13 protein-coding genes are annotated in these 15581 nt (G+C 69.7%); 9 read left to right on the top strand and 4 right to left on the bottom strand.

The features are described from left to right. Positions 1-26: 26 nt before the first annotated feature. Together ACWGIS_RS31030 and ACWGIS_RS31025 are read right to left on the bottom strand one after the other, a co-directional pair. Positions 27-248, bottom strand: coding sequence for a hypothetical protein (locus tag ACWGIS_RS31030; RefSeq protein ID WP_453365804.1), 222 nt, complete (start codon positions 246-248; stop codon positions 27-29). Positions 249-472: 224 nt separating this feature from the next. Then, the gene (locus tag ACWGIS_RS31025; protein ID WP_453365814.1) at positions 473-1471 is read right to left on the bottom strand and encodes an endonuclease/exonuclease/phosphatase family protein; all 999 of its coding nucleotides are present in this window, start codon (positions 1469-1471) and stop codon (positions 473-475) included. A 407-nt stretch (positions 1472-1878) separates the two neighbouring features. Between ACWGIS_RS31025 and ACWGIS_RS31020 the strand changes: the two genes are divergently transcribed. Further along, a complete protein-coding gene (locus ACWGIS_RS31020; protein ID WP_453365803.1) occupies positions 1879-2574 on the top strand; it encodes a response regulator transcription factor in 696 nt (231 codons plus the stop codon). After that, positions 2567-3661, top strand: a complete 1095-nt coding sequence (locus tag ACWGIS_RS31015; protein ID WP_453365802.1) for a sensor histidine kinase — start codon at positions 2567-2569, stop codon at positions 3659-3661. Before ACWGIS_RS31020 ends, ACWGIS_RS31015 begins: the two co-directional genes overlap by 8 nt. A 45-nt stretch (positions 3662-3706) precedes the next feature. Here ACWGIS_RS31015 and ACWGIS_RS31010 read toward each other — a convergent pair whose 3' ends face one another. Together ACWGIS_RS31010 and ACWGIS_RS31005 are read right to left on the bottom strand one after the other, a co-directional pair. Next, positions 3707-4900, bottom strand: coding sequence for a low temperature requirement protein A (locus ACWGIS_RS31010; RefSeq protein ID WP_453365801.1), 1194 nt, complete (start codon positions 4898-4900; stop codon positions 3707-3709). A 191-nt stretch (positions 4901-5091) separates the two neighbouring features. Beyond that, a complete protein-coding gene (locus tag ACWGIS_RS31005) occupies positions 5092-6069 on the bottom strand; it encodes a GNAT family N-acetyltransferase (protein ID WP_453365800.1) in 978 nt (325 codons plus the stop codon). 620 nt (positions 6070-6689) lie between these two features. On the opposite strand from ACWGIS_RS31005, the gene rox reads away from it, so the two are divergent. The 7 genes from rox (at position 6690) to fxsT (ending at position 15532) form a co-directional block, all read left to right on the top strand. Beyond that, the gene (gene rox, locus ACWGIS_RS31000; protein WP_453365799.1) at positions 6690-8117 is read left to right on the top strand and encodes a rifampin monooxygenase; all 1428 of its coding nucleotides are present in this window, start codon (positions 6690-6692) and stop codon (positions 8115-8117) included. A 595-nt stretch (positions 8118-8712) separates the two neighbouring features. Further along, a complete protein-coding gene (locus tag ACWGIS_RS30995; protein WP_453365798.1) occupies positions 8713-9528 on the top strand; it encodes a response regulator transcription factor in 816 nt (271 codons plus the stop codon). Positions 9529-9875: 347 nt separating this feature from the next. Then, entirely contained in the window at positions 9876-10571 is a 696-nt protein-coding gene (locus ACWGIS_RS30990) for a type 1 glutamine amidotransferase domain-containing protein (protein ID WP_453365797.1), read from the top strand. Between the two features lie 232 nt (positions 10572-10803). Next, positions 10804-11517, top strand: coding sequence for an SDR family NAD(P)-dependent oxidoreductase (locus ACWGIS_RS30985; protein ID WP_453365796.1), 714 nt, complete (start codon positions 10804-10806; stop codon positions 11515-11517). Between the two features lie 226 nt (positions 11518-11743). Then, positions 11744-12346 (top strand): DUF998 domain-containing protein, encoded by a 603-nt coding sequence (locus ACWGIS_RS30980; protein ID WP_453365795.1) that lies wholly within the window; start codon positions 11744-11746, stop codon positions 12344-12346. Between the two features lie 165 nt (positions 12347-12511). Continuing rightward, positions 12512-13255, top strand: a complete 744-nt coding sequence (locus ACWGIS_RS30975) for an SOS response-associated peptidase (RefSeq protein ID WP_453365794.1) — start codon at positions 12512-12514, stop codon at positions 13253-13255. A gap of 255 nt (positions 13256-13510) precedes the next feature. Continuing rightward, complete coding sequence (fxsT, locus tag ACWGIS_RS30970) at positions 13511-15532, top strand: FxSxx-COOH system tetratricopeptide repeat protein (RefSeq protein WP_453365793.1); 2022 nt, start codon at positions 13511-13513, stop codon at positions 15530-15532. Positions 15533-15581: the final 49 nt, after the last annotated feature.

Raw genomic sequence — 15581 nt, 5'->3', positions numbered from 1 at the left:
GCGTACTCACGCGCGAGCGCACGAGGTCAGGCGAACCAGTCGGGGGAGCCGGAACCCGAACCGAGTTGGCGAGGGGGCGGGTTCGTGGGCGAGGCTGCGGGCAGCCTGGGCAGGAGTCCATCGGATCCGTGGTCCCAGTTGAGGACCCAGTCGAGCTCGCGCTGGATGCGACGGGCCTCGTTGCGGACCTGCAGCGGTATGTCGCCGCGTTCGGAAATGAGCTGGGCGTAGATCGGTGCTTCGTGCACGAGCGGCGCTTCTCCTCGGATGGGTGAACGGCTTCAACTGTAAGGCTGCTGTGCCGGGGCGCCAGCCCTCCTCCCTGTTCGAGCAGAACCAGAACGTGCGTGCCCAAGGATCAGCAGGGCGGTCAACCGGGCGGTCAGAGTGTGGCACTTGCGGGACTTCGCGGCCTTGGGGCGCGGTCGGGGTCGGTGCAGTCCGTGCGTACCGTGAGGGCGCCGATCCATGCTCACCAACTGATTTCCGCCGCCACCGGCAAGTGGTCGCTGCCCGTTGCCGGCAGGGTCCACGAGCTGTCCGGTTCGACGCCTCGGACCATGATCTGGTCGATCCGCACCACGGGGAACGCCGCCGGCCAGCTGAAGCCGAAGCCCGCCCCCGCCGTGTCCTGCGCCGAGCGCAGTTGCGACCTCAGGGCGTCGAAGGCGCGGTCGTCCAGGGTGCCGTTCAGGTCCCCGAGCAGCACCACTCGCTCGATCGGGTCGGCCGCGACGGCTTCGGCCAGCGCCTGAATGCCTCTGTCCCGCTGCTCGGTGCCGAAGCCCGCCCTGGGATTGACCCGGGTGGACGCCAGGTGCGCGACGTACACCGCCAGAGGGCCCCGGTCCGTGGCCACCGTGGTGCGCAGCGCGCGGTTCGACTCCATCGTGAGGTCGGCCGGCTTGGTGGCCGCCAGTGGCCCGTAGTCCATCCTGATGTCCACCGGGCGGGTGTCGGACAGCGGCGCCTTGCTCCACAGTCCGACCGTGCCCTGCACCGTGTGGTAGGGGTAGGCGTCGGCCAGCTCCCTCGCGTAGACGACCTTGGCCTGCTCGGTCAGCTCCTCAAGGGCCAGCACCTCGGCACCGGAGGCAGCGAGGTCTCGGGCGGTACCGACCGGGTCGGTGTTCCCGGCGCCCACGTTGTGGCCGGCCACGATGAAACCATTGCCCTCGCGTGACTTGTCGCTGAGCTGTCCGCCGAAGAGGTGCAGCCAGACCATGGCCGGCAGCAGCAGCGCGGCCAGCGCAGGGGGCGAGCGGCGCCACACCGCCACGGCCAGCAGCACGGGGATGAACAGGCCGGACCATGGCAAGAAGGTCTCCACCAGGCTGCCGAGGTTCCCGACCCGGTTGGGGATCCTCGCGTGCAGCAACATGACGAGGCCCAGCAGCAGTGCCGGCGTCGCCGGAACCAGGCCGCGCGTCCAGAGGTCCCGTCGGAGGCTGAGGCGGGGGAGACGCCGGATCCCCGTCAGCCGGCCGGCGCCTGCGATACTCCGGCGGATTCGCGCCCGCCACGTACACGTATCGCTTTCGTCGGCCTGGGATCGGGCCCCGCCTTTTTCGTCCTCCGACGTGTCGACCTGCGTCGTCGTCGGTCCTCGTCCACTGCCGGTCACTGCTGCATCCTCGGATCCTGGGTGGGTTCGTCATCCTGACGTGGCCGAGCACGAGCAGGCACCGCTGCGCCCTTCGAAGGCGGCCGCTGTCGATGAGGCGGTCAGGTCCGCGACATCGCGGAGCATGCGGCCCCGCCGAGAGCCTGAGCAGGTCACGTCCACGTCATGGCGGCAGTCAAGACGGTGCGGTGTTGCCTGCGCGTACGTGCTTTTCGATATGCCGACGATATGTACCGGCTCGTAGCATCGAGGACATGCGTGTGCTGATCGTCGAGGACGAACCCTTTCTGGCGGAAGCCGTCCGCGACGGTCTACGCCTGGAGGCGATCGCGGCCGACATCGCCGGTGACGGTGACACCGCGCTGCAACTGCTGAGCATCAACAGCTACGACATCGCCGTCCTGGACCGTGACATCCCGGGGCCGTCCGGCGACGAGGTCGCCGAGCGCATCGTCGCGTCCGGCGGCGGCACGCCGATCCTCATGCTCACCGCCGCCGACCGGCTCGACGACAAGGTCTCCGGGTTCGAACTCGGCGCCGATGACTACCTCACCAAACCGTTCGAGCTGCGAGAGCTCGTCCTCAGGCTTCGCGCACTCGACCGCAGGCGCGCCTACGCCAGGCCCCCTGTACGCGAGATCGCGGGCTTGCGGCTGGATCCGTTCCGCCGCGAGGTCTACCGGGACGGCCGCTACGTCGCCCTGACCAGGAAACAGTTCGCCGTGCTGGAGGTCCTCATGGGTGCCGAGGGCGGTGTCGTCAGCGCCGAAGCACTGCTGGAGCGGGCGTGGGACGAGAACGCGGATCCGTTCACCAACGCCGTGCGCATCACCGTGTCGGCGCTGCGCAAGCGACTCGGGGAACCCTGGATCATCGCCACCGTGCCCGGCTTCGGCTACCGCATCGACGCGACGCCCGGCACCGTTCTCGAGGGAGACGTGCGTGGATAGGCGGCCCGGGCTGAGTGTGCGCGTCAAACTCACCCTCAGCTACGCCGCGTTCTCCATGCTGGCCGGCGGCCTGCTTCTCGTGGCGGCGTGGGGGTCTCTGCTGCGTTACGTGCCCGACCGCCCGGCCAGAACGCCCTACGGGCTGAGTCCGGACCGCTCCTTCGTCCTGCACACGTTCGTACAGGCGGCGGGACCGGTGCTGCTCTTCCTGCTGCTGTTCGGTCTCCTGGGGGGATGGGTCCTGGCCGGCCGCATGCTCGCGCCCCTGACACGCATCGGGGACGCCACGCGCCTGGCCACGGACGGCACCCTGTCCCACCGCATCCAACTGCCCGGCCGCCAGGACGAGTTCCGTGAGCTGGCCGACGCCTTCGACACCATGCTCGCGCGACTCGAAGCGCACGTCGCCGAACAGCGGAGGTTCGCGGCCAACGCCTCGCACGAGTTGCGTACTCCGCTGGCGATCTCGAAGACGCTGCTCGACGTGGCCCGCAGCGATCCCGGCCACGACACCCGTGAGGTCATCGACCGCCTGCACGCCGTCAACGCACGGGCCATCGACCTCGTCGAGGCGCTCCTCCTGCTCAGCCGCGCCGAGCAGCGGTCCTTCCGCCGGGAGCCTGTCGACCTGTCGCTCCTGGCGGAGGAAGCCACCGAGACGCTGCTCCCCCTGGCGGAACGGGACGGCATCACCATCGAGACCTCCGGTGACATCACCCCCACCATCGGATCGCCCGCGCTTCTCCTGCAGTTGGTCACGAACCTCGTGCACAACGCGATCGTCCACAACGTGCCCGAACACGGCACCGTGAGCGTCAACACCGCCAACCGGCCCCAGACCGTCGTGCTCACCGTCGAGAACTCCGGCGAGAAGATCACCGCGGAACTGGCCACGATCCTCACCGAGCCCTTCCAGCGCGGCACGGAACGCGTGCACACCGACCACGCGGGCGCCGGCCTCGGTCTGGCGATCGTCAAGACCATCACCCAGGCACACGACGGCACACTCACTCTCGCCCCGCGCCCTGACGGCGGACTTCGCGTGACCGTCGAACTGCCGAAAGCGGCCCCCTACGCCGGCACGTAGCAGCCCCTCGGATGGTGTTTTCCCGACCGGCGGACAAGACCGGGGCTACGCCTCCGAGACCGCCGCCGGCTCCGCTGTGAGGGCCGCCACCGACCGGCTGTGCAACACCACCAGGCCGGTGACGACGGCGCTCAGCAGCCCCAGCGCCACAAGCGCGGGAACGAGAGCGACCACCGCACCGCCCAGCAGACAGATCACGCCTCCGCTCAGCAGCGGCGCGGACCAACGGCCCTCCGCACGAGCCAGGATCGCCGCCGTCGTCACCAGGAACAGACCCGCGCCACCCGTGAGCGCCCAGGCGACCAGACCGTGCAGCGGCTCCGCCAGATCGTAGTGCCCGCTGTCGGCCACCTGGTGCAGGACCTTCTTCATCCCCAGAGCCATCAGGACGACTCCGGCGACCAGCGGCAGGTGCAGGAAGGTGTAGGCGTCCCGGGCGAATCGCGTCCGGTCGTCACCGGCCAGCGCGCGGAGCCGGTGCTCCGCCACCTCCCCGACCTGGCGGAAGTACAGGCGCCACAATCCCGCCGAGATCAGCAACCCCGCGGCCGTGGCGGCCAGCACCGGTACCGTGATGGGGAATCCGGCCAGGCCCCCGCCCATCGCCACGATCGATTCGCCCAGGGCGATGATCACGATCAGCCCGTACCGCTCGGCGAAGTGCCCCGGCGAGTTCACGCGCCAGCCCGAAGCGCCCGTGACGTACACGCCGAGGTAGTCGACCACGACTGCGCCGAGCCACAGCATGATCTGCCAGAAGCCCGAGAACGCGGTGCCCGCGAGCAGGAGTACCAGTGGCGGTGCCACCGACAGCAGCGCCGTGCGGCGAAGCGTCCGCCGCAGCGCCGCGTCGCCGGACCCCGAGACCCAGTACGACACGAGGTGCAACAGCCGTACCGCTCCGTAGCAGAGCACGAACAGCAGCGCTGTGGGCAGCCCTTCGGACCTGGCCGCGAAGATGTCCGGCCGTACGGTGAGGGAGACGATCAGGACGACCGCCATCACCGCGACCAGCACGGTGAACATCGCCCCCGAATCGGCCCTGACGACATTGCCCAGCCAGGTGAAGCAGCACCAGCACCACCACAGCAGTGCGAGCACGACCATCGCGCCCACCATGCGCAGCGGCGAAGGACCGGCCGCCATCAGGGCGGTGACCTGGGTGAGCGCGTACACGAAGACCAGGTCGAAGAAGAGCTCGGCCGGTGTGACCCGGTGGTCGTTCCCCGTGGCCGTCATCCGCGGCCGGTCGTGGCCCCTTGCCATGTCGATCCCCCCGTTGTCGCGGCCGGGCCCTCTCCGCCGGCCGCCCCCCGGGCGAAGGATATACACATGGGCAAGTTCTCAACGCGACTGTCGCATAGGGCAGTTACTGACTTTCTGTCCTGACGGCATCGGGTCTTTCCCTGAAGTCGTGTACGGCGGGGGGCTCAGCGCCAGTCGTCGATCACGTAGGCGTCCGGGTGGCTGTAGCCAGGTTCGTTGGGCTTGTGCATGGTCACGCCTTGCAGCCAGGTGCGGAAACCGCGGTCGACCATGCGCCGGTAGGCATCCTCTCGGGCCAGGTTCATGCCGGCGTCCAGTTGCCGCAGTCCCTTCTCGCCGGCCAGCTGCTCGCACGCCTCCAGCAGTCGTTCGAACCGGTCCGCGGCGCCCGGGCCAGGGCGTACGGCGCCGAATTTGACGAAGCACACGTCCTCACCGGCCTCCGACCCCGCTCCGCAGTGGCAGACAGCCACACCGTCGAGATCGGAGTCGGGGCCTTCGAGGAGGATGGTGTCACCGAGCCCCTGCGCCTGTGTGGCCATGATCTCGCGCTCCAGGCTCAGGCCCTCGTGCACGGCCCCCGTCACCACGCGACTGAGGCTCAGGGCTTCGGGCCTCTCAGCGGCGGTCAGCTCGCCGTACAGCACTCGCCCGGGGGCTGCGGCATTCATCACGGCAACCTGTTTCTTCATGACGGCGGTGAGGAAGCGGGGCCAGAAACCGTACCGGCGGTAGAGCTCCAGGTGCTTGGGACTGTGCGAGAAGGTGAACAGGCCGAGGTGGCGGTTCTCCCAGGTGTCGAAGCAGGCCATGACCGGTTCCATGAGGCGCCTGCCGATGCCCTGGTCCCACAGATCCGGACGTATGGTCAGCGGGCCGAAGAACCCGACGCTGCCCCAGTCGGTGGCGAAGTTCGATCCGACGACCTCGCCCTCGACGGTCGCTGCGAAGGCCGCGTGTGGATCCGCCGCCCAGCGGGTGCGGACGTAGTCGGCGGTCCCGAAGAACGTCTCCGGCTCAGGGGCCCCGAGGAAGGTCCCGAAGGCGGTCCTGAAGACCTCGTCGGCCCGGTCCAGGTCCGGCTCGGCCAGCGCGCGGACGGACACCGAGGCGGCGACACTCGTTCGCTTCTCTGCGGGCATGATCGCTCTCCTCTCCGCCCCCATTTCCATCGCACCACGGGCGTGCGCCACGGGCGAGGCGACAGGTCCGGCGTGCTGCGAGGACCGAGCGGCCGCCCGGTACCGGCTATGGCAGCCGTCCAGGGGGTCGCGGCGGTATTGAAGCTGACGGAGGCCGCGCCGGACGGCAGTGATCACGTCGTCGGGGGGCGGCGAACGCGCGATTGGCCACGATGGTGCGCCGCAGGACGACCAGATGCCCTCGACTGGTTTGGGGCCGGTGCACAGGACGGCAGTTGGAAGGCGGTGAGCCCGTCGCGGTCGGCGCCGGAGCGGCGCAGGCCAGCGGTGAGGAAGGGGGCAGCCACACCCCCGCCACTCTCAACGTATAGCGCGGTGGGGGCCTTGCGGCAAGGCCCCGTTCATGGCGGAGAATCTCCGATCGGGTCGAGAACCTGACGGAATCAGGTGTTCGCGGAGTGTGTGCCTGTACGCCGGATATGTGTGTCTCGCGGCACACTTGCTTGGCCAGGTGGCAGCCGCGACGCGCATGCGGACACGCGTGAGGCGGAGGTGCGTAGCCGTCGCCGGAGGGGGCGTAGTGGCCGACACAGGTGCCGTTTCATCGAACAGGGGGCTTCATGATTGACGTCGTCGTCGTAGGTGGCGGACCTATCGGATTGATGCTCGCGGGCGAGCTGCGATTGCACGGTGTGCGGACGGTCGTGCTGGAGAAGGAGGCCGAGCCGACCCGAGTCGTCCGCGCTCTCGGCCTGCACGCGCGCAGCATCGAGGTCATGGACCAGCGCGGTCTGCTGGAGCGGTTCATCGCGAACGGCAGGCAGTCCCCGGTCAGCGGCTTCTTCGCCGGCATCGGCAAGCCGGTGCCCGCTGGGCTCGACACCGCGCATCCGTACGTCCTCGGCATTCCGCAGCCGGTCACTGAGCGGCTCCTGTACGAATACGCCGCCGGGCTGGGGGCTGACATCCGCCGCGGCTGCGAACTGGTCGGACTCGATCAGGACGACCAGGGGGTGAGCGTCGAGCTGACGGACGGCACGCGGTTGCGCTCGTCCTACCTCGTCGGCTGCGACGGCGGCCGCAGCACGGTACGCAGGCTGCTCGGCGTCGGCTTCCCGGGTGAGCCGAGCAGCGTCGACACGTTGCTCGGCGAGATGGAGCTGACGGAGTCACCCGAGACGGTGACCGCGGTGATGACCGAAGTCCGCAGAACGCAGATGCGGTTCGGTGCGATGCCTCTCGGGGGCGGCCTGTACCGCGTCGTGGTGCCGGCCGCGGAAGTGGCGGAGGACCGCACGGTACCGCCGACCCTGGAGGAGTTCAGGCGGCAACTGCGGGTGACCGCCGGCACCGACTTCGGTGTGCACTCCCCGCGCTGGCTGTCCCGTTTCGGCAACGCCACCCGGCTGGCCGAGCACTACCGGATCGGACGGGTGCTGCTGGCCGGGGACGCGGCGCACGTCCACCCGCCGACAGGCGGGCAGGGCCTCAACCTGGGAATCCAGGACGCGTTCAACCTCGGCTGGAAGGTGGCCGCGGAGGTCAACGGCTGGGCCCCGCAGGGGTTGTTGGACAGCTACTCGGCCGAACGGCGTCCGGTGGCGGCCGACGTCCTGGTCACCACACGCGCCCAGATGGAACTGATGTCCACCGAGCCGGGTCCGCAGGCGGTGCGCCGGCTGGTGTCGGAGCTGATGGATTTCGAGAACGTGAACCGGCACCTGATCGAGAAGATCACCGCGATCGGCATCCGCTACGACCTCGGGGATGGCCATCCACTGCTCGGCCGTCGGATGAGGGACGTGGGGCTCAAGCGCGGGCGCCTTTACGAACTCATGCACGGGGGGCGCGGGTTGCTGCTGGACCGGACCGGTCGGTTGTCGGTGTCGGGCTGGGCGGACCGCGTCGATGACGTCGCGGATGTCAGCGCCGAACTGGACGTGCCCGCCGTGCTGTTGCGGCCCGATGGACACGTGGCGTGGGTCGGTGAAGACCAACGGGGCCTGGAAGAACGGTTGTCCAAGTGGTTCGGCGCTGCCGCCGGGTGACCGCACGACAGCCGCTCGCCAACGGGCAAGTGGAGCACGGGCACAGCTCACATCGGCGACTCTCACGGGAGAGTGAGGGACACCGCGGGACACTGCGGTGCTCTCGCCAGTCCCTCGGCAGGGGCCCGTGGCGCCGCCGGTTTCGGCGTTGCCGGCGCCCGACTGACGGTGTCGTCCGCTCGGCACGGGCGCTCGCGTCCTGCCTCGAGAAGCAGGTACGCGAGCGGACCGTAGGCGCCTGTTCGCCGTGCTGTACCCCGTTCAGCACGGTGACACAGTGCGTCGTGCCCCGTGCCGTTCCGCGGCCGTCGCTGCGATGCCGAGGTTCAGCGGGGCAGTCCGTGCCCCGGCGAGTACCGCACCGCCCGCGAGGGCTGTGCGACGACGACGCGATGCCGTCGGCGCAGCCCTTTTCGGGGAGTGTCGTCCCGCACGTACGCGGGGTTCCCCTGCACGGCGGACCTCAGCCGCCGGTCCGCCGGTGACCGATCTTGGCGCGAAACGGGCAGTTGGGCCATGGGGAGAACTACGTATGGACAGCGCCGGAGTTACCGTGGATCCGCACAGTCGACTGCGCTTTCCGGGGGAAACTGTCATGCGGGATCGGCACGCGCGGATGCTGGATCTGGCAATCGAGGTGATGGACACCGAGGACCCGGACCACATCTGGCCGTTGCTCACCGAGGAACTGCTCACCGCGTTCGACGCGGAGCTGGTCGTGGTCAAGGAGGAACCCTGGACGCGTGAGCGGGGCAAGGTCGGGATCTGGCCGCCCCGGGCGCGCCTTGAGGACATCCGTCATGACGATTCGGTCCAACGTCACATCCGCGCGGGCTACCCCTTCGCCGACCGTTACACGGGCGGCCAGGACCGGACGCCGCTGAGCGCCGCACGCATCACGGGCGCACGGGCCTGGCAGCACAGCGCCACGGCCGACGCACTCCGACAGGCGCTCGGGACGCGGCACATGCTCGGCATCCCTTTCCCCGGGACGGGACCGCACGTCAGCGGGTTCGTGGTGCACCGCACGGGGAAGGACTTCTCCTCGCACGACCTGCGGTACGCCGCCCGCGTCCAGCCGTTGCTCAAGGCGGCGACGAACCATCGCTCCCTCCTGATGGCATGGCGAAAGGATGTCTCCGGTGGCCGGGGGCACCACGCCAACCATCTCCTCGCGGAGCCGTTGACCCCTCGTGAACTCAACGTCCTGCACCTCCTCGCCACCGGAATGCCCGCCGACGCCATGGCGCGTCGCCTCGGCATCTCGCCGCGCACCGTGCACAAGCACCTGCAAGTGCTCTACCGGAAACTGGGCACAGCGGACCGGCTCAGCGCGGTGCTGCGCGCACAGAACGCCGGACTCCTCCCCGACAATGCTGGGCCGCTCCCCGGCAGCGCCGGGCCTGCTTGACCCCGACGACAGGCCCCCGTCGTCTCCGTCGTCGGCATGACGCCGTACGGCGCTGCGGCGTTCCAGCGCGGCCGCGGTCCGGTGTGGTCACGGAGACGCGCACTCGCGGGGTCTCTGCAGGTCGCGGGAGGTCAACCCTGGCGCATGGCATCGGTGAATGTGGAACGGTGCCTCTCGGCCGGGAACGGGTCACCGCCCCGCTTCCCTGAGTGAGCGTCCCTGCGACACCCGTACCGGCGCAGGGCGTAGTGGCTCGGAGGGACGCGTCCTGACGCCGGCATCGCCCACATGCGGCCGAACGGGGGTGTCCTTAGGGTGGAGGGAGTCCATTTTGGGAGGCGATCCTCATGGCGAAGGTGCTCTTCGTGGTGAGCGGAGCCACGTACTGGGTGCTCAAGGACGGCACCAGGTATGCGACCGGCTACTGGGCGGAAGAATTCGCCGCACCGTACAAGGCGATCACGGAGGCCGGACATGAAGTCGTGGTCGCGACACCGAACGGCGTGACTCCGAATGTCGACATGATGAGCCTCCGGCCATCGATGGCGGGAGGCGAACAGGGCGCCCTCGACCTGGAGGAGATCATTCGGTCGGCGGAGGTGATGCGCCGGCCCCTCAAGCTTTCGGACGTCCGGGTCGAGGACTACGACGCCGTGTATTTCCCCGGCGGGCACGGGCCGATGGCCGACCTCGCCCTGGACGCCGACGCGGGGAGGATCCTGACGGCGCAGCTCGCGTCGGGCAGACCGCTCGCGATCGTCTGCCACGCGCCCGCCGCCCTTCTCTCCACCCGTATCCACGGTGTCTCCCCCTTCAAGGGCTTCCGGGTGACGGGGTTCACCAACGAGGAGGAGGAAGGGGTCGGACTCGCTTCCCGGGCGCCGTGGCTGCTGGAGGACGAGCTCAAGGACAAAGTGGGCGTCGATTACAGCCGAGGGCCGATATGGGAGCCCTACATGGTGGAGGACCGCAACCTCATCACCGGGCAGAACCCGCATTCGGCGGCCGTCCTCGCGGACCGGCTCCTGGAGACGCTTTCCTAGACGGTGCCCCCGGTCGCGGATCTCGCTGAGCCGGGAGACAGCGATGCATTCGCCGAGCGCACATGTACGAAGCCGGGCGAGGCCGTCCCCCTTGCGTCCTCGCCAAAGGGCAGTGCATCGGTGGTTCTCGTTCAGGCAGTTGTACGGCCTGTTCACCCGTATCGGCGCGGAGTGCCAACAGCCGACCGGCACGCGCGCTGTCCCCATCGCTGAACGAGGCGGACGACCCCGTATGGACAGTGAGCAGAAAGTCGCCATCATCACCGGAGCGTCGCGAGGCATCGGTGCGGCGTTGGTCGAGGCTTACCGCGGGCTTGGTCATGCCGTCGTGGCGGCGGCGCGCTCGCTTGAGCCGTCCAGTGACCAGGCGGTGCTGTCCGTACCCGGTGACCTGGCGCAGCCGGGTGTGGGCGCTCGGGTGGTCGACGCGGCCATGGATCGCTTCGGCCGGGTCGACACGCTGGTCAACAACGCCGGCCTCTTCGTCGCCAAACCGTTCACCGAGTACACCGACGAGGACTACGAGTCGGTGATGGGGATCAACGTGCGTGGCGCGTTCGAGGCGTCGCGCAGTGCGATCGCGGCGATGCTGGCGGGAGGCCGCGGCGGGCACGTCGTGAACGTGTCCACCAGCCTTGTCGACAGCGCCGACGCCCGGGTCACCGGTGGCCTGGCCTCGATGAGCAAGGGAGCACTGAACGGCGTCACCAAGTCGCTGGCGATCGAATACGCCGCGCGCGGTGTTCGCGTGAACGCCGTCGCCCTCGGAGTCATCCGCTCGTCGATGCACCCCACCGATCCGGGCGGCGCCATGGCGGCGCTGCACCCGGTCAACCGCATGGGCGAGGTCGAGGACGTCGTGCGGGCGATCCTCTATCTGGAACAGGCCCCGTTCGTCACGGGCGAGATCTCCCATGTCGACGGCGGCCAGAGCGCAGGTCACTGACAGGGCGAAGTGGTCCCGCTGGTGAGCGCCGCAGGTGACGCCAGGGCACAGGTCTCCCTTGCTACGAGTTCGGCTGCCGGAGCGCCACCAGGGCACAGGTCCACGCCGACACCGGTGACGCCGCACCGTCCGCCGTCGATGCGGTCGCGTCGTAGGGGCCGAGACACACCGGCCCGACGGGACATCACATCGGAGAGTCGGCAAGTGCGGCTTATAGGTTCGTTAGGTGACAAATGTACCGAGATGGCTCGTCTTGTCGTCGGGTTCCGGGCCCCTCCTGTTCACCACGGGCTGGGTGGTCGCGGCTCACATGGAAGGGTCGGCCTACGACCCGGTCAGGCAGACGATCAGCGTCCTGGCGGCCTACGGGGCGGCAGGCTCCTGGGTGATGACCTGCGGGCTGCTGGCGCTGGGGGTGTGCCACCTGCTCACCGCGTGGGGGCTGCGCCCTGCCGCCGTCGCGGGCCGGATCGCCCTCGCCGGTGGGGGAGTCGCGGCCTTGCTCGTGGCGGTGATCCCGGCGCCGGACAGCGGTGGTTCGCTGCGCCACGGAACCGTCGCGGGAGTGGGCTTCGCGCTTCTCGCGGTGTGGCCAGTGCTGGCCGCACAAGGTCACGGCGGTGCGCCCTGGGCGCTGAGGCGGGTGCCGTCCATCACGGTGACCGCGATCATGCTGGTGGGCGCGGCATGGTTCGTGGTCGAGACGCAACGCCACGGCGCGGCGGGCGTGGCCGAGCGCTTCGTGACGGCCCTTCAGTCCTGCTGGCCCTTCGTCGTGGTTGCCTCATGCCTGCTGGAATCGAAGAACGCGAGGACACCACCGGTCTGACGTATGCGGCTCGCTTCTGCCCCCTGACGGAGCCGGCCTCATCGGCCATTTGCCCCACGGTCCCGGCCCCTGCCTCCGGTCACCTCCGGGGCCCCTGGGCAACACGGACGGGGGTCGGCTGCCGGACGGTTCACCTACCGACGCCGTCGGTGGCAGAGTGGCCTCATGTGCGGTCGATACGTCTCCACCCGTAGCCCGAAGGACCTTGTCCAGCTCTTCCAGGTCACCGACTGGCCGGCCGAGGAGACCCTGGCCCCCAGCTGGAATGTCGCCCCGACCGACGAGGTGTGGGCGATCCTGGAGCGCACCCCGCGCGGACACGACGACGCCGCACCCGAGAGCAGGCAACTACGGCCGCTGCGCTGGGGCTTGGTGCCGTCCTGGGCCAAGGACATCAAGGTCGGCGCCCGCATGATCAATGCCCGCGTGGAGACCGTGCACGAGAAGCCCGCCTACCGCCGCGCGTTCCTCAAACGGCGCTGCCTGCTGCCGGCCGACGGATTCTACGAGTGGCAGCAGATCAAGGACCAGGACACGGGCAAGGCCCGCAAGCAGCCATACTTCATTCACCCCGAGGACGACCAGCTGATGGCGCTCGCCGGACTATACGAGTACTGGCGCGACCCGGAGGTCGACCAGGACGACGACCCGGCGGCCTGGCTGGTCACCTGCACGATCATCACCACGGAAGCCACCGACGCGGCCGGGCGCGTACACCCGCGTATGCCGCTCGCGCTCACCCCGGACCACTACGACCAGTGGCTCGACCCACGTCAACAGAACCCTGACCAGCTGCGCGCGCTGCTGACCCAGCCGGCGGAAGGCCACCTCGACGCCCGGCCGGTCACCACGGGCGTGAACAACGTCCGCAACAACGGCCCGCAACTCCTTGAAGAGATCGCACCGTAGATCCGGCTCGGGAGGCACTGCTCGCGTTGCCCACGGCAGCACACCGGCACCCTGGTCCCGGCTGTGGGCGCCGCGAGTTCCCCTCGCCCGTGAAGCGTCGGGGGAGGGCCTTCCGCCCCGTGTCGCCACCGGCCGCTTGGAGGGCCGCGGGTGGCCTCCGGTCCCGGTCAAGGACCGTATGGGCGGCGGGACTTCTCGGTTAACATCGCGTTGGCCGTGGTCGTCGCGGTCGCCGTCCCGACCGGAGGGGGACCCATGGGCCGGAGACTGGTCGGTACGGTGACCGGTCTGCTCGTGCTCTTCCTCGGCAGCCTCGCCTTCAACGCCGCCTCGGGGCAGAGCCATTGGCCCGGACCGCTCGATCTCGTACGCGTCCACCCCTGGGTGGTGCTCCTGCTGCTGGTGCCCCTCGCCGTCGCCGAGTTGTGGCTCCAGCCACGTGATGGCCGTACACCGCGACCGACCCCGCCGGGAACCTACCGGCTGCCGCCCCGCAACACCCACTTCACCGGCCGCGACGCCACGCTGAGGGAGTTGCGCCGACGCCTCACCGCGTCGGACGGCGTCGCGATCCAGGCCGTACACGGGCTGGGCGGTGTCGGAAAGACGCAGCTCGCGGTCGAGTACGCGTACCGCCACCTGTCGGAGTACCGGTTCGTGGCCTTCATCGACGCGGAGGACCCCGACCTGGTGGCGTCCCAATTCACCTTCCTGGCGCGGGAGCTGGGGCTCGTGGAGGTGAGCGCGGACCAGGTCGTCCCCGGTGTGTACGGCAAGCTGGGGGACCGCAGACCCTGGCTGGTCATCCTGGACAACGGCGAGAAGCCGGGCACGCTGGTGCACGCACTGCCGTCGGGAGACCTCGCGAGACACGGCCATGTCGTCGTCACGACGAGGATGAGCGGCTGGTCGGGAACGGCCGGTGTGGTGGACCTGGAGGTGTTCAGCCGGGAGGAGTCGGTGGAACTCCTGCTGCGGCGGGTGTCCGGCACCTCGGCGGAGACCGCGGACCGCATCGCGGAGCAACTGGGCGATCTGCCCCTCGCGTTGGAGCAGGCCGCCGGTTACATGGACTACAACCAGACCGCGCCGGAGGATTACCTGGCTCTGCTGACGTCGCGGCTGGACGACATGATCGCGCGAGGCGAACTGGCCGACCGTCCCGCAGTGGTCGTGGCGACGCTGTGGCAGCTCAGCGTGCGCAGGCTGGAGCGCGAGCAGCCACAGGCGGTGCGGCTGCTGGAGCTCTGCGCCCTGTTGGCACCGGAGCCGATCCCGCTGGACCTGTTCACCGGGGGCCCGGAACCACTCACCACCGCGGCTGCCGACCCGGTGACGTGGGACACGACGGTCGGCGCCCTCGCCGGGTTGGGCCTGGCACGGCGCGAGGACTCCGCACTCACTCTGCACCGCCTGGTCCAGGCGGCGATCCGGGCCTCGATGACGGACGACGCGCTCGCCGGCGCCCGAGTCCGCCTGTGCCGCGCCCTACTGGCCGCTGTGCCGCACGACATCCATGGCGACCCGGACGCACGTCCGCGCTGGCACCGGCTCCTCGCGCACGTGCTGGCCGTGACCAAGGGCGAACCACCTGCCGAATGCGCCGCAGAGACGGCCGTGCTGCTGCGCCTCGCCTCGGAGTTCCTCCTCGGGATCGGTGACCGCCACCTGGCGCGACCCCTGTGCGAACGCGCTCTCACGCTCGACGAGGCCCTGGGCGGACGCGACGCCGAGGTCGCCTTCGACCTCATCGCCCTGGCACAGATCCACCGGGATCTCGGAACGCCCGAGACGGCACGCCCGCTGGCGGAGCGCGCGTTGCGCCTGCACGAGGCGTCCCTGCCGGCGCAGAGTCCCGCCATCGCGACGGACCTCGCGACGCTCGCGCGGACGCTGTGCATGCTCGGCGAGCACGCGACGGCGCTGCCCCTGGCCGAGCGGGCGCTGCGCATCGACGAGGCGGCGTACGGTCCGGAGTCCCCCTACGTGAGCTTCGACCTGGTCGCCCTGGCCACCGTGCACTTCGACCTCGGCGATCCCGCCACGGCGGTGCCGCTGATCTCGCGGGCGCTGCGGATCCGCGAGGCCGTCTACGATCCCGGGCACCTGTACATCGGGTACGCGCTGCTGTTCAAGGCGCGGGCGCTGCACGCGCTGGGCGACTCCTCCGCGGTCGAGTCCGCGCGCCGTGGCGCACAGAACGTGCGCAACCAACTGGGCAGGACCCACCCCAAGACCGTGGAAGCCTTCGCCCTGGTGGACCAACTCGAAGGGTGACCTGTCGGGTCGCGACGGTGTCAGCGACCGGAGCGACGGAGTGACGGCC

It is taken from the genome of Streptomyces sp. NPDC054842 (assembly GCF_053611025.1).
The sequence above is the reverse complement of the archived record's forward strand: the minus strand, read 5'-3'. Positions and strand labels throughout refer to the sequence as shown.

Coding starts and splice junctions, on each gene's coding strand:
- ACWGIS_RS31020 (WP_453365803.1), top strand. CDS start 1,879: ATGCGTGTGCTGATCGTCGAGGACGAACCCTTTCTGGCGGAAGCCGTC.
- ACWGIS_RS31010 (WP_453365801.1), bottom strand. CDS start 4,900: ATGACGGCCACGGGGAACGACCACCGGGTCACACCGGCCGAGCTCTTC.
- ACWGIS_RS31005 (WP_453365800.1), bottom strand. CDS start 6,069: ATGCCCGCAGAGAAGCGAACGAGTGTCGCCGCCTCGGTGTCCGTCCGC.
- rox (WP_453365799.1), top strand. CDS start 6,690: ATGATTGACGTCGTCGTCGTAGGTGGCGGACCTATCGGATTGATGCTC.
- ACWGIS_RS30995 (WP_453365798.1), top strand. CDS start 8,713: ATGCGGGATCGGCACGCGCGGATGCTGGATCTGGCAATCGAGGTGATG.
- ACWGIS_RS30990 (WP_453365797.1), top strand. CDS start 9,876: ATGGCGAAGGTGCTCTTCGTGGTGAGCGGAGCCACGTACTGGGTGCTC.
- ACWGIS_RS30985 (WP_453365796.1), top strand. CDS start 10,804: ATGGACAGTGAGCAGAAAGTCGCCATCATCACCGGAGCGTCGCGAGGC.
- ACWGIS_RS30975 (WP_453365794.1), top strand. CDS start 12,512: ATGTGCGGTCGATACGTCTCCACCCGTAGCCCGAAGGACCTTGTCCAG.
- fxsT (WP_453365793.1), top strand. CDS start 13,511: ATGGGCCGGAGACTGGTCGGTACGGTGACCGGTCTGCTCGTGCTCTTC.